The following is a 23,217-nucleotide window of genomic DNA, read 5'->3' as shown; positions in this document are numbered from 1 at the left end:
GTTGTGAGCAATAAGCTTGTTTGGCCAGCCCCCACCTCGGATGTGCCCGATCGCGGCAAGGAATCCGCCTTTCAGAAAGGCTCCGCCTATGTCGATGGAAAAATTATACCAATTGAAGAGGCGAAGGTGCCCCTTTTAGACTGGGGCTTTCTGCGTTCGGACGCGTGTCAGGACACGGTGTCGGTGTGGGATGGCAGCTTTTTCCGTTTGACTGACCACCTGGATCGATTTGAGCGATCTGTCCAGCGCCTTCGGATGGATACAGCTCCTGTTACAAGGAGCGGTATCCACCGCATAGTCCACAAACTCGTTGCCGTGTGCGGTTTCCGTGATGCTTACGTTCAAATCATCATGACCCGCGGACGCCCCCCGATCGGCAGTCGCGATCTTCGTTTATGCTCGAACAGCTTTCAGGCGTTCTGCGTACCGTACATGTGGATCGCGAACCCGGAAAAACAGGAAACTGGCATGGCACTTCACGTCAGCCGCCGCGTCAGAATTCCACCTCAGTCGGTAGATCCATTGGTGAAGCATTACCACTGGCTCGACTTTGAGATGGGATTGTTCGAAGCCTACGAGAACGGGGCCGATACGGTGGTTCTCAGCGATCTAGACGGCAACGTTACAGAAGGGCCGGGCTTCAACATTTTCGCGGTGATCGACGGCGTTCTGAGGACCCCCTCTTTCGGTATGTTGGAAGGAATGACGAGGAGGACCGTGATAGAATTGTGCAAAGAGCTGAATGTCGATGTCATCCAAGAGAACATTTCCTTTGAACGGCTTCTGATGGCCTCAGAAATCTTTCTCACAACGACCGCGGGCGGTGTTTTGCCGGTCTGTTCGGTGAACGGAAACAGAATTGGTTCCGGGTCTGTGGGTGAACAAACCCGCCGCATTCACCGGTCATACTGGGATAAGCGAAGCAGCGGATGGTATGGCGAGCCCGTCGCCTACACCCAAAAAGACACCTCGGAGCCCTAGTCACCTGAAGAAATGGTAGGTGAGGCCGGCGGGCCGGATACGGGTTTCAGTGTCGCCGCTCGACTTCTCTATGGCCATCATCTGCCGTCACTGCACCTCGCTCCCGCATGGAAAGCCACAATTGGAAGCCCTCGAAAAACAACCCGCACTGAGGGAGATCGTTTCGTCTCCACTTTATCTGGGTGCAGCAATCGCCATGTTCCTATCAGGCATCGGGATGTCGGCCGCAGCCCCGCAGATAGTATTATTCCTTGTGAGAGAACTTAATGCGCCGATTGCCGCTGCCGGCCTCTTTTACTTGACCAACTTGGCAGCACCTGTTGCCGGCTATGCGATCGGAAGCTTTTCCGATCGAACAGGTGACCGGCTCAGCCTTTTTCGCCTATGTGCCCTTTCGGGTTTCATCGGCTGGGCTGGGATCGCGCTCTCGATCAGCAGTTGGATGCCCTTTGTGATGAATACATTCGTGCTGGCATTTTCAGGAGCAGCCGCCTCGCAGCTCTTTGCTGCGATTCATGACGACATCCAATCCAAAGCGACGGTGGCGAGCGACGACATTGTTTCCATTGTGCGTATGGCGCTGACCGCCGGCTGGGTTGTTGGTCCCGTGGTGGGGTCGTGGATAGCCGCGCAGTTCGGAATTCGCGTAATGCTGTGGTTTACCGCCATGTGCTTTCTCCTTCAAATTGCCCCTTTAGGCACACTCGCCACACCTTCGCCGGAAAAAAGGCCTGGAACAACGGCCACGCCACTTCGCCAGCGAAATCTAAAGGAGATGCTGCCTCTCCTGGGTTTCACCGGTCTGTTCGTCCTCGTCTACGCGGGAGAGGCGATCAAATATGGCTTCCTTTTGCTGTATATGGACGAGGGCCTTGGTCTTGATGCTGCTACCCGCGGGGCTGTCATCGGAATTCAGCCTCTTGTAGAGCTGTTGATTATGCCATTTGCCGTCCTCCTCGCACGCAAGATAGGTATGCTTTGGCTGATGTGTGGCGCTGCGGTCCTTGGAGTTCTCGCCAATATCTGTTTTGCGGCTTGGAGCAGCGCCATGGGTATGTTCGCGGGGCAAATCCTCATGGGCGGCGTGTGGGGCGTATTTGCTGCATTGGGAATTATTGCCGCTCAACGCTTGCTTCCAACGGCTGTGGCAACAGCGTCAGCCATATTCATGAGTTCTACCGCGCTCAGCAGCGCGCTTGGCGGAGCCGCTGGCGGGTTGGGTGTTGCCCAATTTGGTCTTCCACATGTGTTTCTCTTGCCCGCGGTCTTTTCCGCTGTGGCCGTTATAGGGCTGGCATGCATGGCGAGGTCTATGAAGTTCCCATAGCTCCGGGCAAGCGTCATTCAAAGAAAAGGTGAGAATGTCATTGTTGGATCGGCGAGAAGTTTGAGGACATGACAGGAAAAGTTATAGCGCTGCAGCTGTATTCGGTTCGGTCACTAGGCCCGCTCGAAGAGCAGTTGGCTGCGACTGCTGGGGCGGGTTTCAAGGCCGTCGAACTCTTGGAAGAGCATTTAGCTGAGCCCCGGGCGCTAAAAGCCATGCTGGACGCACACCATCTGTTGGCACCGTCCGCCCATGTGAGCTATCCGGCATTGCGTAATGGCCTCGTGCGGTTGATTGACGTATGTGAACGTTGCCAGATCAAACAGTTATTTGTGCCAGGCGTTGCGTTTGACGCGTCAAGGAGTAGCGCCCGTGGCTGGCGCTTTATGGGATCTGAATTGGCTCATTTAGCTGAGAGATTGCATAGTGCCGGGATTGGGCTTGGCTATCACAACATGCGCCAAGACTTTTTGCCCCTCGCAGATGGGCGCATTGGCTTCGAGATCTTGATTTCAGCCGCCCGAGGAAGCCCATTGAAGTGGCAGGCGGATATTGCCTGGATGAGCCGAGCGGGAATCAACCCAGCAGATTGGCTGAAAAGATATCGGGGCATCCTCGTATCGGCTCACATCAAGGACGAGGCGCCCATTGGAACTCACGAGGATGAAGACGGATGGTCTGAGGTTGGTGGTGGAACCATGCTATGGCCGTCGCTATGGAAGACAGCAACCGAGTGTGGTGCTTGGCTGCTCGTTGTTGAGCACGACAATCCGCGCCAACCACTGGAATTTGCCAAACGAAGCCTGAGCTACCTTAATCGATTCAACACTTGAGAGCTACACTCTCATGCTGGGCATGGAGGACCTACATTGTGATGTTAGAATACCGGATTGATCATTTTTCACTTCTCGTCAAAGACCTTGCGCGAAGCATCAAATTCTACACCGACGTGTTTGGCTTTGAAGTCATTGCGGAAACCAACAATGAGAAGATTCGCTGGCTTAAAATCGGCGGCAGCGACACAATCCATTTGAGCGAAGGAGATACGACGACTACGTCGCTAAGAAAGGATACGCACTTTGCCTTGCGAGTGAGCGACCTCGACGTATTTCTAGCCGACATGCAAAACCGGGCGATCGTGTATTATGATTGGCCGGGGAATATCAACACGGTTGGCGAACGGTTCGACGGGTATCGACAAGTCTACATCCAGGATCCCGACGGATACTGGATTGAGGTCAATAATCACGGCCCTTGACTCCTGTTGCCTCCATGCCGCTGCGCTGTTTTGGTATTATGGCGAGCTAGACCTCCGTCAGTCATCGACAACCGTCGTTGATAACCGCTTTGTGCCTGCAGCCGCTATCGCAACAAGTCGATGGTCAGATCTGCCCTTACTTCGATTCTGATTTGATCGCCGGTGCCAAACCAGGGACATCTCGAGGTCGCCTGGATCGGCTCATCTTCCAATGCGCCTTTGCAAAACTCCGCGCCGCGAAGACCAAGTCGATTTCTCGAAAGACTGGTGATGCGAGCTTGCGATGCGCTGTTCTGAACGCAAGTCGAGCCCATCGCCGAGAGGAAAACTCAGAAAATGAACTGACGCACGATGAAGCACTTGGCACGACTGCGTGACCATTGAGGCGTGGGCTTGCGAAATTGTGGCAGAGCCGCATGCGATGTAAAAAGACGATTGAAAGCCCTGATCGCGATCGCTGCCGTACTCAATTGGGTTCTCGCGCATAGCCATCGCTACTCCTCCCCAGGCTTTCCTCGGCCTTTTCAAGGCCGATTTTGCTGCCGTTGAGGTCCTCTCAACGGCAGCAGTTTTATCCACTGTGGCTACACGAAAACTCGCCCAGAAGCATCTCACCCGCTTCTCATGCGTTTTCTTGCATGCTTCTCTTGACAGGCTGCATGATTCAGCATAATAACGCACAAACACGCAAGGAGTACGGCTGTGGGACCATCGTCTGTCGTTTTCGATATTGGGGGCGTTCTCATCGACTGGAATCCCCGATACCTCTACCGCAAGCTCCTTCCGGACGAGGAGAGCGTGGAAGCTTTTCTTCGCGATGTCTGCAGCAACGAGTGGAACCAGCAGTTCGACGCAGGCCACATCTTTTCCGAGGGCATAGAGGCCCTGGCTGCGAGGCACCCAGAAAAGGCGAGCCTCATTTCGGCGTTCTGGGAACGATGGCAAGAGATGCTGGGTGGCGAGGTTCCAGGTACCGCCGACATCTTGCGGCGCCTAAAGCGCGAGAACGTGCCGGTTCACGCTATCTCGAATTGGTCGGCCGAGACGTTTCCGATTGCAACGAAACTCTACCCTTTCCTTCACCTCTTCGATGTGCTTGTCGTCTCGGGCCGAGAAAAGATGATCAAGCCAGGACAGGAGATTTTCCAACGTTTCCTGGAAAGGTCCGGCCTAGGCGCAAAAGACTGCATCTTTATTGATGACAATGCAGCAAACATTGCAGCCGCCAACAAACTAGGTTTCCACACCGTCCACTTCTCAACGGCCGAGGATCTTGAGAGGCGACTTGTCGCGCTCGGTCTACTTTCGAAAACCGGTCTGAGCCCATGAAGAACAGACAGGACGTCGTGCCTACGTCTTCGCCGGAAGAACGCCAGGCCATCCTGCTCGAGAGGATCAATAAAGAGGGCCGCGTCCTCGCAACAGCAATCGCCCGCGAACTCTGTGTCTCTGAAGATTCGATCCGTCGCGACCTGAAAGAACTCGTCGATGCCCGGCTGGTGCAGCGATTCCATGGCGGGGCAATGCGCCTTTCCGCACCCGTCCTCGATTTCAGGCGGCGAGAAGCCTTGGATGCCCCCGACAAATCAGCGATCGGGCGCGCGGCGGCAGCCAGCATTCCTAACGACGTCACAATTTTCGTCGATTCCAGCACGACAGTTCTCCACTTCTTGCGCAACCTGCCGCCGTCGTTGCAAGTTAGGATCCTGACGACGTCGATCGACATCGCTGCCGCCGCACTAGACCATCCGATTGCCGACGTCACTTTCCTCGGCGGCAAACTCAACCGCCTGACGCGGAGCGCCACCGGAGCGCTCGCAGTGGAGGCCGTACGGGGTATTCGCGCCGATATCTGCGTTCTCGGGACCTGCGGGATCGACGAGAACCTGACACTGCGGGCCGACGACATCGATGATGCCTTTTTAAAGGCTGCGATGGTGAAGGCAGCTGAAAGGACGCTTCTCCTGGCCTCACACGACAAGCTTGGCCGCAATGCAACTTACGAGGTTGCGCCAATCTCCACGATATCTGCGCTTTACACCACAGCGACGAAGGAGCCGTTGATCACGAGGATCAGAGAAGCCGGCGTCGAAGTTGTCGAGGTGAACTCCAAACCGGACAATTCTACGAGAGGAAATTAGGGTGAGTTTTACTATCAATCAGGATGCTCATGCTGTCCTGCTGCCAGCATTCGCCAGCCTCGACTTCGACGAGGTGATGGTGCCGTTTCTTGAAAACGGGGGCTGGTCCATCCTGATCGGAGAAACGCGGGCGGAATATGTCGCCAGATCGATGTCCGATGATCGCCTGCGATCCGAGACCCCTGAGATTTTCGCGGCACGTCTTGCGAAACTGACGAGGCTTCGGCCGGAGCTGATTGTAGCCGTCGATCAGGAGTTGGCCGGAATCGAGCGGCTCAAGGGCATCGCGCCGGCGCTGCCGCGTCTTGACGAGGCCCTGGCGATGGACAGGGAGCAGCTAGAAAGTCGGTGTTTCGAGACGGCTGTCGCCGCCCGAACGCTTGGTGTCACGCTCTTCCTCGCTCCGATTGCCGATGTCGTCACCGGCACGAACCCGTGGCTTGAAAAGCGAACGATGAGTTCCGATCCCGTCGCGGTTGCGCGTCTGGTGGAGGCCTTTGTCACGGGGGTCCAACGCGCGGGAATTGCTTCGGCAACCAAGCATTTTCCCGGCTTTAACGATCTCGCCGGAGATCCGGCTGTCGAGGACGTTATTCTTGAAACGCCGCTAGACGAAATCTTGGATAACGCGGCCACGTTCAGAGCGGCCATTCGCGCCGGCTCAAAGGCGGTCATGGTCGGACCGACGGTTGTTCGCTCGATCGATCCAGCCGAGCCCGCCTGCACGTCGCCTGCGATCATCTCTTTGCTACGAAAAGAGTTCGGTTTTACAGGACTGATCGTCAGCGACGATCTCGACGCTCCTGCAACCATGCGCGATCGCTCGCTTGCGGAAACGGCGATCGCGTCATTGGCGGCGGGCGCCGATCTTCTGCTCGTTGCAGGCAGCGCCGATCTTGAAAATCTCTCCTCAGCGATAGTCGATGCCGTCGAACGCGGCACGCTCCCAGTGACGCGACTGGCAGAAGCCGCGGATCGAATTCGCAGGATGGCAGCCACATGACGACGTTTCCAGACAAGATCTCTCCCGACGCCGGCGATCGCGTTTCGTCCACTGTCTTGCTCCCGCCATCGGGGGCTTGCGGTTCGTTGCCATGAAGCTCGAGTTTTCCCTGTCGCGTCGAGAGATGATCGCCATGCGATTGGCCGCTGGGCAAAACGTGGTCGCCGCCTCGCTGGCGATCGAATTTGATGTGTCTGAAGACGCCATTCGGCGCGACCTGCGCCTGCTTGCGGCGGAGGGCCGTTGCAGACGGGTCTATGGCGGCGCGCTGCCGATACGAGGCTCCGCTCTACACTTTTCGATGCGACTGACTCAGGACCTGAACGAGAAGCGCAGGCTTGCGCGCGCCGCAGCTCGGACTATTGAGGACGGTGAGCTCGTCTTCCTCGATAGTGGCAGCACCAACATCGCACTGGTTGACTACCTTCCCACAGATCGTCAGGTCGCGGTGGCGACAAATTCGATCGACGTGGCTTTTGCCGTGAAGACGAGAGCAGCGCATCCTCTGATTCTGGTGGGCGGACTGGTCGACCATGCGATCGGCGGCAGCGTCGATGCCGCGGCAGTCTCGTTTCTCGAAAACACGATCATCGATCGAAGTTTTGTTGGAGGCTGCTCCATCTCAGCCGAATATGGAATTCGAGTCCATCACTTCGGCGAAGCTCAGTTCAAAAAGACCCTGATCAAGAACAGCCGAACCAGCATCATGATGGCCACGTCGGGCAAGTTCAACGAACACGCGCCGTACAGGATTGGCGACGCTAGGGACGTGGATCATGTGGTCATCGACGAGACGCTCGAGTCCAGCGAAGGCGATGCGCTCGAGCGGGCGGGCTATCGGATCATCCGCGCCGACTAACACTTCAAGCCCGCCGAAGCCTGATAGGCTGCGTCAACGACTTCACCTCGAGAGCCTGTTCTATAAGGTTAGAAGAGAGGCTGCTGTCCTCCTCCAGCAATTCTCGCATTGTCCTGCCGGTGGAGAGTATCTGCTTTGCGAGCTCTGCCGCCTTCTCGTAACCGATGAGCGACGTTAATGCGGTTGCAAGCGCCGTACCCGCTTCGAGGTTCTGCCGGCAAGCCTCCTCATTGGCGACAATGCCGGCGACGCATCTGTCCGCCAATGTGCGGAAAGCACTCGTCATCAACGATATCGACTGAAGTAGGTTGAATACGATGACAGGTTCGAAGGCATTCAACTGCAACTGCCCGCCTTGTGCAGCCATGGTGACGACGAGATCGGAGCCGATGACCTGAAAGGCAACTTGGTTGACCATTTCGGGAATGACGGGATTAACTTTGCCAGGCATGATCGACGACCCGGGCTGCATGGGGGGCAGCGTTATTTCCCCGAAACCGCCGCGAGGCCCGCTCGACAGGAGCCGTAGGTCATTGCAAATTTTCGATATCTTGACAGCAGTTCGCTTCAGGGTGCCGGAAAACAGAACGAAGGCGCCGGTATCCCAGCACGCTTCGACAAAATCGCTGGCCGGCCGCAGAGGCACACCGGAGACCGTTGCCAGCTCACCAATCGCCGTTGAGGCGTAGCGGGGATCGGCGGTGATCCCGGTGCCGATTGCTGTACCGCCGAGGTTGACCTCGTGAAACAGGGCAACCGCCTCAGTCAGTCGTGACATATCTTCCCGTAAGGTCACTGCAAAAGCGGTGAACTCTTGGCCGAGCGTCATAGGGACGGCATCTTGAAGTTGGGTCCTGCCGAGCTTCAAGATGCTGACGAACTCTCCTGCCTTACCGTCAAACGAGGCCGAAAGGTATTCCAGCGCATCTAGCAATTTCCGTGTCGAGAGGACGAGGGCCAATCGGATCGCGGTTGGGTAAACGTCATTGGTCGACTGAGACAAATTGACATCGTTGTTTGGATGAATGACGTCAAATCGCCCGCGCGGCAGACCAAGGTGCTCGAGCGCGCGATTTGCGATCACCTCATTCATATTCATGTTGGTGGATGTGCCGGCGCCGCCTTGGAAGACGTCAAGGACGAACTGATCGGCAAACAGTCCTTCGGCAACCTCGTCGCACGCGCGGAGGATCGCGTCCCTTTTGTCTTCCGACAGGTCCCCAAGGATGAAGTTGGCACTGGCTGCTGCCTTCTTAACATAGGCGAGAGATCGGATAAGGTCGGGGTAGTGACCGATCGGAATGCCGGAGATCTGAAAATTTGCGATCGCTCGCGCCGTTTGAGCCCCATAATAGGCCGAAGCCGGGACCGGGACAGGCCCGAGTGAATCCGCCTCGAAGCGAATGCTCGATGCTTCAGGCACCAGTGCTGCGTCTTCCATCTTCCATCCTCAATGGTTGTCGATGAAGAATAATTCAGCAATCTGCTCGATCAAATTTCGCTGCGGTGATAAGCGATGAGCATTATGACGCAAGTAACGCGAAGGATCGCAGGCCTTCCGCCTCAACACTCAACAAGCTCTCGAGCTGCAAAGGCTCACCGTGGCTCTTGCCTGCGGGCCACTGCGCCACCGCATGCCCTTCGCATATCGACGCAATGGGATAATCATTTTGCGCCGATAATCGCACTATCGCGCAATTTATTTGGCGCACCCGAAATGGCTTGATGTAATCATCTCCATCATTCGGGATCCATGATCGTGCATAACCAGACCAGAGACCTCGCATTTGCAGACGATTTCATCTCGGCAAAGCTTGTAGAAAACGTCGTCGATCTCGACGTCGAAGATGCTGTCGTTGTCAACATCAGCCCCTCACCGATGATCACCGGCACCGATCATCCTGCAATCGTTCCGGCCTGGAAATCAACATGGTTGAAGGGCGGCAGGATCAAGTCGGCAGAGCGAGCTGCATTGATCAAGGTCCGCAAGGCTACCAATTTGGGCGGTGCTCAGTTTCGCGGATGGGACTGGCTCGGCAACAGAATCCGCAGCTTTCCGCGCGACACGCCATTGTTCATTTCGGCGCAGGACGAAATCGGAACGGTGACGGTCGACCCCAAGGTTTTCACAAACGAGCAAGCGGCGCCAGCAGCGGAACAGCTATTTACGCTCAAACTCAATCTCTGGTGGGCGCCAGGTGATACCGACTGCTTCATCCATAACGAGCACCCTTTCCTCGAGGTCCATACGCAGATCCATGGGCTTGGTCGCATGCAGAAATTCCACGAACGCGATCAGGAAACGCTGTACGAAGATGTCGTGATGCCGATCGGCTATTCACACGACCCGTTCTGCCGCGTTACCGGCGAAAACAAATGGACCTACCCATGGCACCGCTATTACTGCGATACCGATTCCGTGTGGCTTGCCGTCGAGCTTCACCCCTGATCGACGATTGGGACGGGCGCCCGGATTAGCCGATCAGGACATCTGAATCATGTCTGAGCCATCGCCCAGATATTGCAGTGCCTCTCGAGGGATCGCCGGATCGTTCTTGTCCATGACGGTGATTCCTTTCAGCTGCTCTCTCTTCAATAAACCGGGTCCCCTGTAATGTAACGCGACCTTGGTCGAGTAAGGCTGACGAAACACCGTAGCCGCGATTCCGCTCGAAATCCCGAACATGAACTTCTTGGAGTTGCGCTTGACCTGAGCATAGACGCCGAAGGTCAGCTCGTTCGACTGAATGCCCTCGAAATCGGCTGTGAATATCCGATCCGCGACTGGGAAGCAGAACCCATAATATTTGAAGACATATTCCATCTTCTTCGGGTCATCGAAACTAGGGAAACGCTCGACGTAATAATGCTGCAGGAACTGGTTTGCTCTGTATATGCAGAATGCGGATTTTAACACGAAGCCCTTGTAGATAGAGGAGAACTGGTATCGGTCGTAGACGCCGACGAGATCGCTGTCCGGAACGGAATTTTCGACAAGCATTGCGGAGACGAAACGCGCAAATTCCGGCAGCTGCCTGACCGCCGACATAGCATGAAAGAAGTTGCCATCGACGAGCGTCCGGAACTCCTCGGGGTCGGAAAACAGGATCGGCACGCTCAAGCCGAAATAATTGGCGATGATACGCATATTAGCCGCTGCAGGCAGATGGGCACCGGAAAGATATTTGTTGAACTGCTGGCGGTTGACCTTGATCTTGCGGCATACGGCCGCCACCGAGCCTTGGCGATCGCACAGCGTTCTCAAGTTGGCGGCAAACGACGCCGGATCGTCCATCATATAATTCATGGCCCTTCCTCAAGCTATAAGCTGAAGCACTCTGACGCTAATTCTACGCCACTTTGAGAACATCTTCAAGCCGTTGCGAAATTGCTCCGATGGAGGATCCCACCTCATAGTGGCCGATGAAACACTAGGGAATCCACCACTTGGCAGGAAACGACAGAGTCGGTTGGGCAATCATGGGCACGGAAACCATCGCGACCGAGCATATGGTTTCCGCGATACGGTCGATCGGCCATCAACCGCTATGGGTGGTCAGCCGCAATGCCCATTACGCAGGCACATTTGCCGGCGATCTTGGCATCCCCAATGCGACCGACGATCTCGAACGGGTCTGGGCCGATCACGAGGTGCGTTTCGTCTATGTCAGCGCCACACGGGAGCGACGCTCGTTTCACATCGCCGCAGCCGCAAAAGCGGGCAAACACATTCTCTGTGATGGCCCGATCAGCAACGAGCTTGAAGAGGCAGCCCGGCTCGTGTCGCTCTGTCACGACCTCAAGGTCACGCTCGCCGTTCATCACATCGCGCGCGCGTCTAGCGTCCATCAAACGATGAAGCGGCTGATCCGCGATGGCGAGATCGGCCAGATTCATTCGATTGTCGTGGCGCGCGGCGGCGCGTTTCATCCTTCACCCAATCGCCGTGGTCAGTTCGCCAATCTGGAAGGCGACATCTTCTTCGACGCGGCTATCGAGGACGTTGATCTTGTTCGGTTCTTGACCGACGCCGAGCCCCATCGGGCCACCGGGATTTCGAAGCCGATGGGAGGTGGGCCGCAACACCTTGCCTTCGTTCTCGCTATGGATGACGGCTGCATCTTCCAAGCACATGAAAGCTTCCTGACCGCCGAGATCGAAGACACGGTCATGATTGCGGGTTCGAAGGGATCGCTGACCGCCAGTGGGACGCTCTACGGTCGCGGATCCGGCACTTTGACGCGCAGGATCGGTGGCAGGAACGAGCTTATTCCGATCCGTGACAAGGACGTGCACGTGGCTGCTATTCAGGATTTTGTCACCGGGCTTCATGGAAGGCCGACCTGGCTTTCGACTGGCGCGGACAGCGTGGCAAACCTTGCCGCCATTAACTCGATCATTGTGTCGGCACAGTCGGGCGATGTTGTCGACATCAAACCGAGGGGCACGGCATGAGCAGAGTTCTCGGCTGCTCCGCAACATCCGGCATAACATCAAGGAGAGCAACGGTGAGAAAGCGAGATCAGATCATTCTTCATTCCCTGGTCGCCCGGGATTCGACGTTAGCGATCGATGTCGAAATTGCGCGGCAGATAGGCTTCGATGGCTTGGAGGCGTCTGGCGACAAAATCGCGAACTGCCTTGACGCTGGCTTATCGAGAAGCGAACTCAAATCCCTTGTTGGCGATACATTCATCCCGGGCATCGGCTTTCTCATCGATATTGAGCGCCAGAAGGATGACAAGATCAAACTGTTTGAGGAAGCAAACCGTCTGTTTGAACTCGCAGGCGCCGTGGGCGCTGAGGGCGTCGAAGTCATCACAGGACCGCTGAGTCTCGAGGTCGCGCGTGGGCAACGAACGGCAGATCTCCACAGGGGTTTGGTCGACCTTCCAGAAGATGAGCAGGTCAACCTTACTGCTTCCAATCTGCGAGAACTGTCGGAGATTGCGGCCGACCACAATCTCATCCTCTATCTTGAAGCGCTGTCCTGGACCCCGCTCAATACAATGGACAAACAACTCAGGGTCATCGAGAAAGCGGGCCGCGACAATCTGCGGCTGCTCGTGGATTTCTGGCATTGCTACACGTCCGGAGACACGCCGGAGAGAATCGCCAAGCTCGACAAGGAGCTGCTCTACGGCATTCATGTCTGCGACTCCCTGAAGTTCGATGGAGGCATTCCGGATGAGCCTGTACTCCGGGACGTGCCTACCGGAGAAGGGGTGCTAAATCTCCAGGAGTGGACGGATGCGGTCAGGGCAACCGGCTACGAGGGATGGTGGAGTTGCGAACTCTTTTGCCGTCGCAATCACCAAGAAAACAGTTTTGCGGTCGCTCGTCGACTCAAAGACCTGATGAGTGACTTACTCGCCCCCTAGGGTCTTACCTTCGATGGCGGCTTCACTGTTTCAAGCTGAGACCGCCAAGCACCACCTTCCGCAATATACAGGGGTCTTAATGTTGTTTACCAGGCCAGCACCAACAGGCGTGCTTCGGCGCATTGGCTCGTCAAAGCGGGCAAGATGTTGTGCTTTCTTCCTCGCGGCCGGAATAGGCATTGGAGCTTGGGCTTCCAGCCTTCCGCTCGTTTCGACGAGGCTTGCGATCAGCAAGGGAGAACTTGGCTTCCTTCTTCTTGGGTTCGCACTGGGCGCGATTGTTCTGATGGTGACGATCGGACGGTTCATCGACCGACTGCAGAGCGACAAGCTCTCGCTTGCGGGCTGCGTTGTATTCGGGACGTGCATCCTTTTGGTTCCATTGGCTTCTGGCGTTCTGACCGCAGCACTTCTGATCCTTGCGGCGGGCGCCGGCTTCGGAACGCTGGATGTCTCGATGAACACCGAAGCCTCGCACCTCGAACGCGCATCGAAACGACACCTGATGTCCTCCTTCCACGGGGTCTTCAGTGTCGGGGCACTCTTGGGCGCACTTCTTGTCGGCCAGTTGGTTTCGATCGGTGGCGGGTTGAACTTATGCCTCGGCATTGCAGGTTCAACCGTGGTCGTCGTCGCGTTCGCCTCGCGGCTGATTGCAAGAACACGCTCGTTTGAACATCGCATCAGCGGTACCCAATCGAAGGCGGTGAAGACAATAGAGCTCAGTCGAAAACAGCTGGTTCTTGTCATTATGTTCGGAGCCATCGCTTTCCTCTCCATGTTGGCCGAAGGCGGCGTGATGGACTGGACTGCAATCTTTCTCGTCGCCGAACGCGGGGCCTCTGAAAGTGTCGGAGCCTATGCGTTCGCAACCTTCTCCGCGACGATGGCACTCGGACGGTTTGCGGGCGACTTGGCGACGGGGCGCATTGGGCATGTCAATGTTATTCGCATCGGCGGTGTGGTCTGCGCTGTCTCGGTCTCGGTCATCGTCGTGTCGAGCAGCATTAGCGTGACGATGTTTGCCCTTGGTTTATGCGGGCTCGGAGTGGCAAACCTAGTTCCAGCGGTTTTTGCGGCCGCCGGTCATCTTGGAGGGGATTCGGCCGGACGGGCGATGTCGATCGCCACGACGATGGGCTATAGCGGCCTGCTTCTAGGGCCGGCGCTGCTCGGCTTTATCGCACAGCATTCGAGCCTGACAACAAGCTTTGGCGTAATTGCGGGCGGCTTTGTTCTTGTCGCCATCGTCGGTTTCGCAGTCGCCAAGCGCATGGCGCTTCATGGGCTCAAGCTCCGACACGAAGCCTGAGCGGCGACACGCCAGGTGGCTTGGACCTTTTGGTGGAATGGACTCCTTCGCGATAAACGAAAGCGGGCGATGTCGTTGCGACATCGCCCGCTCGATCAAGTTGTCTCCGTCGCTCTTATTGCGTAAGGCGCAGAAAGTCGGCCGCCCGTTCCCCGATCATGATGCAGACGGCATTTGGATTGCCAGAAATCAATGTTGGCATAACTGATGCGTCGGCGACGCGAAGGCCTTCGATCCCCCTGACGCGAAGTTGCGGGTCGACCACAGCCATCTCGTCGATACCCATCCGGCAAGTCCCCGACGGATGCAGCGCTGCGTGCGCGGCTCTCTGACAGAACGCGCGAATGTCATCGCGCGTGCTGACGCTCGGGGCCGGCACATATCGTGACTGGAGATATTTCGAGAGCGCCGGTTTTGACATGATATCCATCGCGACCATTGTACCCTCGGTGATTGCTTCCAGGTCGTACGGATCAGAGAAGTAATTGGGAGCAACGCGGGCGTCGGCGTTGAAATCGCCGCTTTGCAGGGTGACTTCGCCTCGCGACCTCGGCCGGATCTGACCGAGGTTGATCGTGCAACCATTGCCGCCCGGTACGGCATCGACACCCTCCTCGATGCCCGCGCCGACCACCATGAAAAACTGGATGTCGGGGACATGTTCGCTCTTATTGCCCCACCAAAACGCACCGCCCTCGATGAGGTTTGATGACGCGGGCCCGCCCTTGAAAAGCGCGTAGTTCAAACCGGCGGCCGCCTTCCAATGCATCTTCTTGTATTTGTCGTAACTGTAGGGGCCACTCAGTTGATAGATCAGTGATATTTCGACGTGGTCCTGCAGGTTCTTACCGACACCCGGAAGATCTGCATGCACGGTGATCCCGTGCCGCTTCAACTCGGTGGCTGGTCCGATGCCTGAGAGCATCAGGAGTTTCGGCGTGGCGATCGCGCCCGCCGACACGATTACTTCGCGCTCTGCACGCAGCACGTGCTTCTCACCATTGCGGATGTATTCGACACCGACAGCCCTGCCGTTTTCGATGATCAGCCGAGTGACAGTGGTGCGAGTGACGACCTGCAAGTTCGGCCGTCCCTTCGCTGGCTTGATATAGGCGACGGCAGCGCTGCTGCGTTTACCGTCCTTTGCGGTAATCTGATAGAGCCCGCACCCCGCCTGGCTGCCGGAGTTGAAATCCGGGTTATAGGGAAGACCCGCCTGCTGGCATGCCTGTAGCCAACCGCGCGTCAAGGGATGGATGTGATCGATGTCGGAGACGCCGAGCGGACCTCCGACGCCATGTGCATCATTGCAAAAACGGTTATTGTCTTCGGAACGCCTGAAATATGGAAGCACGTCCTCATAGGCCCATCCCGCAGCGCCCAATTGCACCCACTGCTGGTAATCCGAGGGGACACCGCGAATATAGATCATCGCATTGACCGAACTACCGCCGCCGAGCACGCGCGCCTGTACCATCGTCTGCTGCTCGTTACGTGCAAGCTCCGGACCGGCCTCCCAGGCGAAACGCTTCAAGAGGCTTCCCTGAGCAGTCTTGTAGTAGGCGCCTGGAATGTGGATGTATGGGCTGGAATCGGTGGGCCCCTCCTCTAGGAGCGCCACGCGGATATTTTCATCCTCGGACAATCGCGAGGCGATCACACAGCCGGTCGACCCGCCGCCGACGACGATATAGTCGTAGCGGCGGTGCTTGCCAGAATGCGGCCTGATGCCATAACGCGCTGAGCCAAAAGGGGGAAGTAACATCACACACCTCGGATGGATGCGCCCGCCTTGATCGCAAGGGCAGCAATGGTCAGGGCTGGGTTGACTGCCGCCGACGTCGGAAGAACTGAGGCATCGGTAATATAAAGGTTTTCGACGTCATGCGCACGGCAGTTCAGATCGACGACGGAGATTTTCGGATCACGCCCGAGCCGCGCCGTACCGCACTGATGAGACGTCGTCTTTCGACCGAAGGTGTGGGTGAGCACCACCGGAAAGCCCGCTTTTCGCATGACGTCCTTTGTCTTTTTGATGAGAGCCTGGTGGGCGCGCATATTCGATCGGATCCAGTTGACGACGATGCGATCGTCGCGGACCATCACCCGGCTTTCCGGATTAGGAAGATCTTCGCTGGTGAGGAACCATCCGTAGGCATGTCGCGCGATCATGCGGACCAGCCATGAGGGTGCAGGTACCGGGAAGTTCGCTTTCAGAATGTTGCCGGTGATGTGCCCCAGCAACTGAACGTTTCCAAGCGGCGCCTGGTAGTCGTTATCGGCATTATAAAAATCGTTGAAGGCAATCGTCTTCTGATAGACCGAGGCATTGCGGCGATAATCGAGTACCAGCATCGCGGATGTGTTGTGGTTCATGAAATTCCGGCCGAGCTGGTCTGAGCTGTTGGCCAGTCCAGTCGGGTGAGCCTTGTTCGCAGACCTGAGCAGGAGTGCTGCAGTCTGCACCGCGCCGGTGGCGACGGCGAATATGCCGGCAGAGATGCGCTGCTCGATCCCATCCTTGACGAAGACGGCAGCAGTGACGTGGGTGCCGGTCTCGTCCGTTTCCAGACGCGAGACGTTGGCACCGGTCATGAGGCTGACATTTGGATGACGCAAGGCCTCCGTCAGCGGACCGGCCTCGGCATCGATCTTGCCGACGCCGGTGTTCGGAAATGCATCCCAACCGGTCTGTGCGCGATGAAGCCAAGCCTCGATGTCGATGGCGAGCGGCAAGCTCGCCGGATGGACACCGGCACGCTTCAGCCGGTCGCGGACCGATGCAATCGGCGCCTCGTCGGGAACCGGAGGAAAGGCGTAGGGCTTGCTGTGGAAGGGCTCCGTCGGATCCTGACTGAGCGCGCCACGGACCTGGAACACCTTTTCAGCCCGATCATACCACGGCTCCAGCTCTTCGTATGTGCATGGCCACCCGGGAGAGCTTCCGTCGAGATGTGGACGGGCTTCGAAATCTTCCCTTCGATACCTGTACATCACGGCGCCGAAGAATTTCGAATTTCCGCCAACGTAATAATAATTGTTGGCAAGGAAGCTTTCGCCGTCGGTTCCAAGCCACTCTTCCGCTGGCCGATAGAAACCCTGTTGGAAAATCGCGACGTCGTCGCGAGCTTCCACGCTGTCTCTGAGGTGCCCACCGCGCTCCAGTATGATGACCTTGAGACCGCTCTCGGCAAGGCTGTAGGCAAGCGAGCTGCCTCCGATGCCTGAGCCGATGATTACCACATCCGCCGTGTGCTGCATGGCATACCTCAATCAATTCTGGCTTCGGTCTGGACGTCGAACAGGACGATCTTCGAGGCATCGACGGCGAGCGATGCTTCAGAGCGCGAGCGGGTGACGTTCGGCGGCAATCTCGCCGTTACTTCGACGTTTGCAAGCTGGAAGACAACAAGGGCATCAGGTCCAGTCGGCTCGACCACATCGACGTCCACTGCGATGTGGTTGCCAGCCCCAGCCAAAGCGGGTGTGAAGTTCTCCGGACGGATCCCGACAAGTACATTCTTGCCAGCGTATCGTTTCGCTGACTCGGCAGACAAGCCGATACCCGTCACGCGCGCCGGCGGCTTGTTCGGCACGTCGATAACGGCGGTCGCGGATGAGCCGGCGACCTCGAGCCTGCCGGGGATGATGTTCATCGAAGGCGAGCCGACGAACTTTGCGACATAGACGTTTGCCGGCCGGTCATAGACCTTCTGAGGCTCGTCGAGATGCTGGACGACGCCATCCTTCATGACCGCAACACGGGTTGCGAGCGTCATGGCCTCGATCTGGTCGTGCGTGACGTAGACGATCGTCGTACCGAGGCGCTGATGCAGGCGCTTGATTTCGGTACGCATGTCGACGCGAAGCTTGGCATCGAGGTTAGACAGCGGTTCGTCGAACAAAAACAGCTTTGGCTGGCGGACAATTGCGCGTCCCATGGCGACGCGCTGACGCTGGCCGCCCGACAGTTGTGACGGCTTGCGATCAAGAAGATGGCTGATCTGGAGAAGATCGGCCGCAGCCTTGACCGCCTTGTCCCGCTCAGCCGGAAGCACTTTGCGGATCTTCATTCCGAACTCGATGTTTTCCCGCACTGTCATTGTTGGATAAAGCGCGTAGGACTGAAAGACCATTGCGATGTCGCGGTCTTTCGGCGAGAGGTGGTTGACGACCTTTTCTCCGATGCGGATATAACCGCCGGTGATCGTCTCCAAGCCTGCGATCATGTTCAGGAGGGTCGACTTGCCGCAGCCGGAAGGTCCGAGCAGCACAAGGAAGTCGCCCGTGCCGATCGAGATTGATACTTCCTTGAGGACTTCCAGTTCGCCATAAGCCTTGCGGACGCGATCGATTTCGAGAGTAGACATGGGTTCAGCCTTTCACGGCACCGGCAGTCAATCCGCGTACGAAGTAGCGGCCTGCCAGGATGTAGACGACGAGCGTGGGAATGGCGGCGATCATGGCAGCGGCCATGTCGACGTTGTATTGCTTGCGCCCCATCGTGACGTTGACGATATTGTTGAGTGCCACGGTGATCGGTGACGATTGTCCCGCGGTAAAGGACACACCGAAGAGGAAGTCATTCCAGATCTGAGTGAACTGCCAGATGCATGAGACAACGATGATGGGCAGTGCCGCCGGCAGCATAATCGAAAAGAAGATACGAAAAAATCCGGCACCGTCGATCTGTGCTGCACGCGTGAGTTCGTTCGGAATCGTGATGAAGTAGTTCCTGAAGAACAGCGTCGTGAAACTGATCCCGTAGACGGTGTGAACGAGGACCAGTCCCGGAATGGTTCCTGAGAGCTTGAGGGCGCCAAGCAGCTGGGCCATCGGCAGTATCACCGCCTGGAACGGCAGAAAGCAACCGAAGAGCAGCATGCCGAACACGAAGTTTGAGGCTGGGAAGCGCCATTTTGTCAGGATGTAGCCATTGATCGCACCAATCCCGGTCGACAGAATGACCGCCGGAATGACCATCATCAGCGAATTCACGAAATATGGCTTCAGGCCGCTGCACTCGGTGCCGATGCATGCTTCGTCCCAGGCCTTCTGCCAGGCGTCGAAGGTGAGCTGCTGCGGAAGACCGATAAACGAACCGGAGTAGATCTCGTCAAGCGACTTGAGCGACGTGACGATCATCACCCACAGCGGCATCAGATAGAACGCTGCAAGAGCGATGAGCGACCCGTAGATGAAGATATGCCCGAATAGGGCGGAACGCCGCGCCCTGTTAACCTCAGTGGTCATTGCGGCTCTCCTTCAGTTCGGAATAGAGGTACGGCACGATGATTGCCGCGACCGTCATCAGCATCATCATGGCGCTTGCCGCACCGATGCCCATCTGATTTCGTTTGAACGTAGCGGAAAACATGAAGGTTGACGGCATCTCGGTTGCGCTGCCCGGGCCACCATTAGTCAGCGCCAGGACCAGATCGAAGCTTTTGATTGAGATATAGCTCAGCAGAACGATGACACTGAGGAAGGCTGGCCGAAGCATAGGGACGATGATGCTCCAGTAGATCCGGACGAGGCCTGCACCTTCAATTTGGGCCGCCTTGATCACGGAATTGTCGATGCCTCGCAGGCCAGCCAGGAAGATCGCCATGGCAAAACCGGTGGATTGCCAGACCGCCGCGATCACGACGCAGTAGATCGCGTATTCCGGCCTCGTAATCCAGTCGAAGACAAAGCCGGTCCAGCCGAGCTCGTTAACGACCTTCTGCACGCCGAGCCCAGGATTGAGGATCCACTTCCATGCGGTGCCGGTAACGATAAAAGAAAGAGCCATGGGATAGAGGTAGATGGCGCGCAGGAAGCCCTCGGCCCGCACCTGCTGGTCGAGCAGGATGGCGATAAGCAGGCCGAGCGCGATCGTTATTGCCAGGAACAGCACCGTGAAGATGAATAGATTGGCGACTGCCGTCTCCCAGCGGGGCGTTGCCCAAAGGCGAACATATTGCTCCAGGCCGACAAAGTCGTATCGCGGCACCATTTTCGACGAAGACAGGGATATCCAGCCCGTCCACGCAATGAAGAGATAGACGCCGATGAAAACCACCACCAGGCTTGGAGACAAGACCAGCCGGGGCAGCCAGAGCGTAAATCTATCTTTCGGAGAAATCCTACTGTCCATCACAGCATTCCAGCGTTGAGGCGCATGTGCGTCGAAATCGAGCGAACCAGCCCGCCGTGGCGGGCTGGACACCGAAGACGCTCACTTTGCGTTGTTGATTCCGTCGACGAGAGCCTTGACCGCGTCCTTGGAGGACATGTCGGTCGTGAAGAACTTCGCAACTACGTCGCTGAACACGCCGGTGAACTGCGGCTGGTTGGCAAAGCCTTCGGTTAATCCGCCAAGCATGGTGTCATTCTTCTGGGCAGCATCACGGTCGGCGAAGCTGCGCTGTGCGCAGGTGTCGAAGTCCGAAACCGAAATGTCGATCCGGGCGGGAATCGACCCCTTGATCTTGTTGAAGTCGCGCTGGACCTGCGGATCCATGACGGACTCCGCCCAGGCATCCTGCCCAAGAACGACCGCCTCGTCACTGGTCTTGAAGAGGCCGAAGGCATCGATGACGAACTTGAAATAGGGCGTCTGTGCCGGCGTTGGGAAGCAGAGGAAGTCGGAACCAGGCTTCAGGCCCTTGTTGAGGAACTCGCCCTTGGCCCAATCGCCCATCACCTGCATACCGGCCTTGCCGTCAGCGACCATGGCCGAGGCGACGGCCCAGTCACGGCCCGTGAAGCCGTCATCGACCAGACCGCGCACCTTGCGCAACATATCGAATGTCTTGACCATCTTGTCGCTCGACAATTCGTCCTCGTCGAGATCGACAATCGCCTTCTTGTAGAATTCCGGCCCGTTCATGTCGGTGGCGATCGCTTCGAAGACTTCGAGGATCTGCCAGGGTTCGTCGCCCATCGCCAGAGGGACGACACCCGCAGCCTTGAGCTTTTCACCGGCTGCAATCACGTCGTCCCAGCTCTTGGGCTCGCTGATGCCGTTCTTGTCGAACAGCGCCTTGTTGGCCCAAATCCAATTCTGACGATGCATGTTGATCGGCACGGAAATGTAGTCGTCGCCGTTCTTAACGAAGGCTTCCAACTGAGGAGAAATGGTCTTCTCCCACCCGTTTTTCTCATACAGCTCGTTCAGCGAACGCAAAACGCCTTCGTTCGCCCAATCGAGCCCCTCAAAGCCCAGGAATTGCATCGTCGTCGGCGGATTGCCGGCGGCGAGCCGGGTGCGCAGCGCCTGCAGGGCGTTTGCCCCGGAGAGCCCCCCGACCGCGCTGTCCTGCCAAGTATAGCCCTTGGTGGCGAGCTTGTCGGTGATGACCTTGAGCGCCTTGACTTCGCTCTCGGAAACCCAGTGGTGAATACCTTCGATCTTCGGCTTCTCCTGCGCCATCGTGGCCATCGGAAGCAGAGAGATCGAAGCGGTCAGAAGCATTTTCAGTTTCATTGTAGTTCCCCTTTTTTGTCTCAGCGGTTGGTGGATTGCGGGCAGCCTCGCACGTGTCAAAGCTGCCGGCAGATTTTACGCGTCGAGCGGCCCAGCCGACCCGGCGTAAGGAATATTGCGGCCGCCGAAGCGGCGGACGCGGATATTGGCCTGCTCGGCGTGACCCACGAAGCCTTCCATCAGGCACAGACGCGAGCTATAGGCACCGATCAGCGCTGATGCCTCATCGGTCTCGATGCGCTGATAAGTGCAGGTCTTGAGGAATTTCCCGACCCAGAGACCGCCCGTGTAGCGCGCGGCCTTATTCGTCGGCAGGGTGTGGTTCGTACCGATGACCTTGTCGCCGAAGGCAACGTTGGTACGGGCGCCAAGGAACAGCGCGCCATAGTTTTTCATGTTCTCCAGGAAATAGTTTGGGTCGCTCGTCATGACTTGAACGTGTTCCGAAGCGACGCGATCGGCTTCGGACACCATTTCGTCGATCGTGTCGCAAAGGATGATCTCGCCGCAGTCGTTCCAAGCCTTGCCGGCGACCGACGCTGTCGGCAGGATCTGCAGGAGCCGGTCGATTTCGGCGAGCGTATCTCTGGCGAGCTTGTCGGAATTGGTGATGAGTACGGCCGGAGAATTGGCGCCGTGTTCGGCCTGACCGAGCAGGTCAGTGGCGACGATTTCACCGTCGACGCTTTCGTCTGCAATGACCAGCGTTTCAGTCGGGCCGGCAAACAGATCGATGCCGACCTTGCCGAACAAAAGACGCTTGGCCTCCGCCACGAAGGCGTTGCCCGGTCCGGCCAGCATATCGACGGCTTTGATCGTTTCGGTGCCGTAGGCCATCGCCGCAATCGCCTGAACGCCGCCGATGCAATAGATCTCGTCCGCCCCGGCGAGAGACTGTGCGGCGACGATCTTGTTGGATATCTGTCCTTTGAACGGCGGGGCACAGGTAATGACGCGGTCACAGCCCGCCACACGCGCTGTCAGCACTGTCATATGGGCCGATGCAAGCAGGGGATATTTCCCGCCCGGCACGTAGCAGCCGACATTTTCGATCGGCACATTGCGATGGCCGAGGATGACGCCGGGCATCGTCTCGACTTCGAGATCCTGTAGCGCTTCCTTCTGTGCCTGTGCGAAACGGCGGACCTGATCCTGGGCAAAGTCCAGGTCGTCCCGCTCCTGTTTGGTCAGCGAATTGATCGCGGCGGTGACCTCGTCCTTGGTCACGCGGTAAGACTCACGGTCAAAATTGTCGAACTTAACGGAGAGTTCCCGGACCGCTTTATCGCCGCCGGCTTCCACTTTGGAAAGGAGCTCCTCGACAGCCTTCGTTACCGCGCCATCAGAAGCGCCCGCCGTCGAAGCTTGGGCAGTTTTAATGTGTCTGATCATGACAATAACTCTTCGTTTGCGGAAGCTGCGCTCCGCATTCAGGGTGAGAATAAACTGTGGTTGGTGGGGCGCCGGGCGGCGCCCCGAACCTC

Annotated in this window: 21 protein-coding genes; 12 read left to right on the top strand and 9 right to left on the bottom strand. The window is 57.3% G+C overall.

Annotation, left to right across the window (positions count from 1 at the left end):
- Nucleotides 1-3: 3 nt before the first annotated feature.
- The 8 genes from CO670_RS23115 (at nucleotide 4) to CO670_RS23080 (ending at nucleotide 7,569) form a co-directional block, all read left to right on the top strand.
- Complete coding sequence (locus tag CO670_RS23115; protein WP_245425955.1) at nucleotides 4-981, top strand: aminotransferase class IV; 978 nt, start codon at nucleotides 4-6, stop codon at nucleotides 979-981.
- 49 nt (nucleotides 982-1,030) lie between these two features.
- Complete coding sequence (locus CO670_RS23110) at nucleotides 1,031-2,308, top strand: MFS transporter (RefSeq protein WP_245425951.1); 1,278 nt, start codon at nucleotides 1,031-1,033, stop codon at nucleotides 2,306-2,308.
- 68 nt (nucleotides 2,309-2,376) lie between these two features.
- Nucleotides 2,377-3,141 (top strand): sugar phosphate isomerase/epimerase, encoded by a 765-nt coding sequence (locus tag CO670_RS23105; RefSeq protein ID WP_097592353.1) that lies wholly within the window; start codon nucleotides 2,377-2,379, stop codon nucleotides 3,139-3,141.
- 41 nt (nucleotides 3,142-3,182) lie between these two features.
- The gene (locus CO670_RS23100; protein ID WP_097592352.1) at nucleotides 3,183-3,566 is read left to right on the top strand and encodes a VOC family protein; all 384 of its coding nucleotides are present in this window, start codon (nucleotides 3,183-3,185) and stop codon (nucleotides 3,564-3,566) included.
- A 702-nt stretch (nucleotides 3,567-4,268) separates the two neighbouring features.
- A complete protein-coding gene (locus CO670_RS23095; RefSeq protein ID WP_097592351.1) occupies nucleotides 4,269-4,895 on the top strand; it encodes an HAD-IA family hydrolase in 627 nt (208 codons plus the stop codon).
- A complete protein-coding gene (locus CO670_RS23090; RefSeq protein ID WP_097592350.1) occupies nucleotides 4,892-5,707 on the top strand; it encodes a DeoR/GlpR family DNA-binding transcription regulator in 816 nt (271 codons plus the stop codon). Before CO670_RS23095 ends, CO670_RS23090 begins: the two co-directional genes overlap by 4 nt.
- 1 nt (nucleotide 5,708) lies before the next feature.
- Nucleotides 5,709-6,710 carry a glycoside hydrolase family 3 N-terminal domain-containing protein gene (locus CO670_RS23085; RefSeq protein ID WP_097592349.1) on the top strand — a complete coding sequence of 334 codons (1,002 nt, stop codon included), beginning with the start codon at nucleotides 5,709-5,711 and terminating at the stop codon, nucleotides 6,708-6,710.
- A gap of 91 nt (nucleotides 6,711-6,801) precedes the next feature.
- On the top strand, nucleotides 6,802-7,569 hold the full coding sequence (locus CO670_RS23080) for a DeoR/GlpR family DNA-binding transcription regulator (protein ID WP_097592348.1): 768 nt from the start codon (nucleotides 6,802-6,804) through the stop codon (nucleotides 7,567-7,569).
- Nucleotides 7,570-7,573: 4 nt separating this feature from the next.
- Here the strand turns inward: CO670_RS23080 and CO670_RS23075 are convergent, their stop codons facing one another.
- Nucleotides 7,574-9,010 (bottom strand): aspartate ammonia-lyase, encoded by a 1,437-nt coding sequence (locus tag CO670_RS23075; RefSeq protein WP_097592347.1) that lies wholly within the window; start codon nucleotides 9,008-9,010, stop codon nucleotides 7,574-7,576.
- Between the two features lie 312 nt (nucleotides 9,011-9,322).
- On the opposite strand from CO670_RS23075, the gene CO670_RS23070 reads away from it, so the two are divergent.
- The gene (locus CO670_RS23070) at nucleotides 9,323-10,018 is read left to right on the top strand and encodes a hypothetical protein (RefSeq protein ID WP_176539005.1); all 696 of its coding nucleotides are present in this window, start codon (nucleotides 9,323-9,325) and stop codon (nucleotides 10,016-10,018) included.
- A gap of 33 nt (nucleotides 10,019-10,051) precedes the next feature.
- Here the strand turns inward: CO670_RS23070 and CO670_RS23065 are convergent, their stop codons facing one another.
- On the bottom strand, nucleotides 10,052-10,876 hold the full coding sequence (locus CO670_RS23065) for a helix-turn-helix transcriptional regulator (protein WP_097592346.1): 825 nt from the start codon (nucleotides 10,874-10,876) through the stop codon (nucleotides 10,052-10,054).
- A 173-nt stretch (nucleotides 10,877-11,049) separates the two neighbouring features.
- On the opposite strand from CO670_RS23065, the gene CO670_RS23060 reads away from it, so the two are divergent.
- From CO670_RS23060 to CO670_RS23050, 3 genes are read left to right on the top strand one after another with little or no spacing between them, the layout of a single operon-like run.
- Nucleotides 11,050-12,024 (top strand): Gfo/Idh/MocA family oxidoreductase, encoded by a 975-nt coding sequence (locus tag CO670_RS23060; RefSeq protein WP_097592345.1) that lies wholly within the window; start codon nucleotides 11,050-11,052, stop codon nucleotides 12,022-12,024.
- A 53-nt stretch (nucleotides 12,025-12,077) separates the two neighbouring features.
- A complete protein-coding gene (locus tag CO670_RS23055) occupies nucleotides 12,078-12,950 on the top strand; it encodes a sugar phosphate isomerase/epimerase family protein (protein WP_097592344.1) in 873 nt (290 codons plus the stop codon).
- 13 nt (nucleotides 12,951-12,963) lie between these two features.
- Nucleotides 12,964-14,262 carry an MFS transporter gene (locus CO670_RS23050; protein ID WP_245425949.1) on the top strand — a complete coding sequence of 433 codons (1,299 nt, stop codon included), beginning with the start codon at nucleotides 12,964-12,966 and terminating at the stop codon, nucleotides 14,260-14,262.
- A 115-nt stretch (nucleotides 14,263-14,377) separates the two neighbouring features.
- Here the strand turns inward: CO670_RS23050 and CO670_RS23045 are convergent, their stop codons facing one another.
- The 7 genes from CO670_RS23045 to hisD all read right to left on the bottom strand — a co-directional run bounded on the left by CO670_RS23045 (nucleotide 14,378) and on the right by hisD (nucleotide 23,125).
- Nucleotides 14,378-16,027, bottom strand: a complete 1,650-nt coding sequence (locus CO670_RS23045; protein WP_245425947.1) for a GMC family oxidoreductase N-terminal domain-containing protein — start codon at nucleotides 16,025-16,027, stop codon at nucleotides 14,378-14,380.
- Complete coding sequence (locus CO670_RS23040) at nucleotides 16,027-17,523, bottom strand: GMC family oxidoreductase (protein ID WP_097592343.1); 1,497 nt, start codon at nucleotides 17,521-17,523, stop codon at nucleotides 16,027-16,029. The genes CO670_RS23045 and CO670_RS23040 overlap by 1 nt, the downstream gene beginning before the upstream one ends.
- An 8-nt stretch (nucleotides 17,524-17,531) precedes the next feature.
- Nucleotides 17,532-18,632, bottom strand: a complete 1,101-nt coding sequence (gene ugpC, locus CO670_RS23035; RefSeq protein ID WP_097592342.1) for a sn-glycerol-3-phosphate ABC transporter ATP-binding protein UgpC — start codon at nucleotides 18,630-18,632, stop codon at nucleotides 17,532-17,534.
- Nucleotides 18,633-18,636: 4 nt separating this feature from the next.
- Entirely contained in the window at nucleotides 18,637-19,515 is an 879-nt protein-coding gene (locus CO670_RS23030) for a carbohydrate ABC transporter permease (RefSeq protein ID WP_085740315.1), read from the bottom strand.
- Nucleotides 19,505-20,401, bottom strand: coding sequence for a sugar ABC transporter permease (locus CO670_RS23025; protein WP_085740316.1), 897 nt, complete (start codon nucleotides 20,399-20,401; stop codon nucleotides 19,505-19,507). Before CO670_RS23025 ends, CO670_RS23030 begins: the two co-directional genes overlap by 11 nt.
- A gap of 81 nt (nucleotides 20,402-20,482) precedes the next feature.
- Nucleotides 20,483-21,733, bottom strand: coding sequence for an ABC transporter substrate-binding protein (locus CO670_RS23020; protein ID WP_085740317.1), 1,251 nt, complete (start codon nucleotides 21,731-21,733; stop codon nucleotides 20,483-20,485).
- Nucleotides 21,734-21,808: 75 nt separating this feature from the next.
- Nucleotides 21,809-23,125 (bottom strand): histidinol dehydrogenase, encoded by a 1,317-nt coding sequence (hisD, locus tag CO670_RS23015; protein ID WP_097592341.1) that lies wholly within the window; start codon nucleotides 23,123-23,125, stop codon nucleotides 21,809-21,811.
- Between the last annotated feature and the right edge of the window lie 92 nt (nucleotides 23,126-23,217).

The sequence above is a fragment of the Rhizobium sp. J15 genome (genome assembly GCF_002531825.1).
Lineage (GTDB): Bacteria > Pseudomonadota > Alphaproteobacteria > Rhizobiales > Rhizobiaceae > Rhizobium.
The sequence above is the reverse complement of the archived record's forward strand: the minus strand, read 5'-3'. Positions and strand labels throughout refer to the sequence as shown.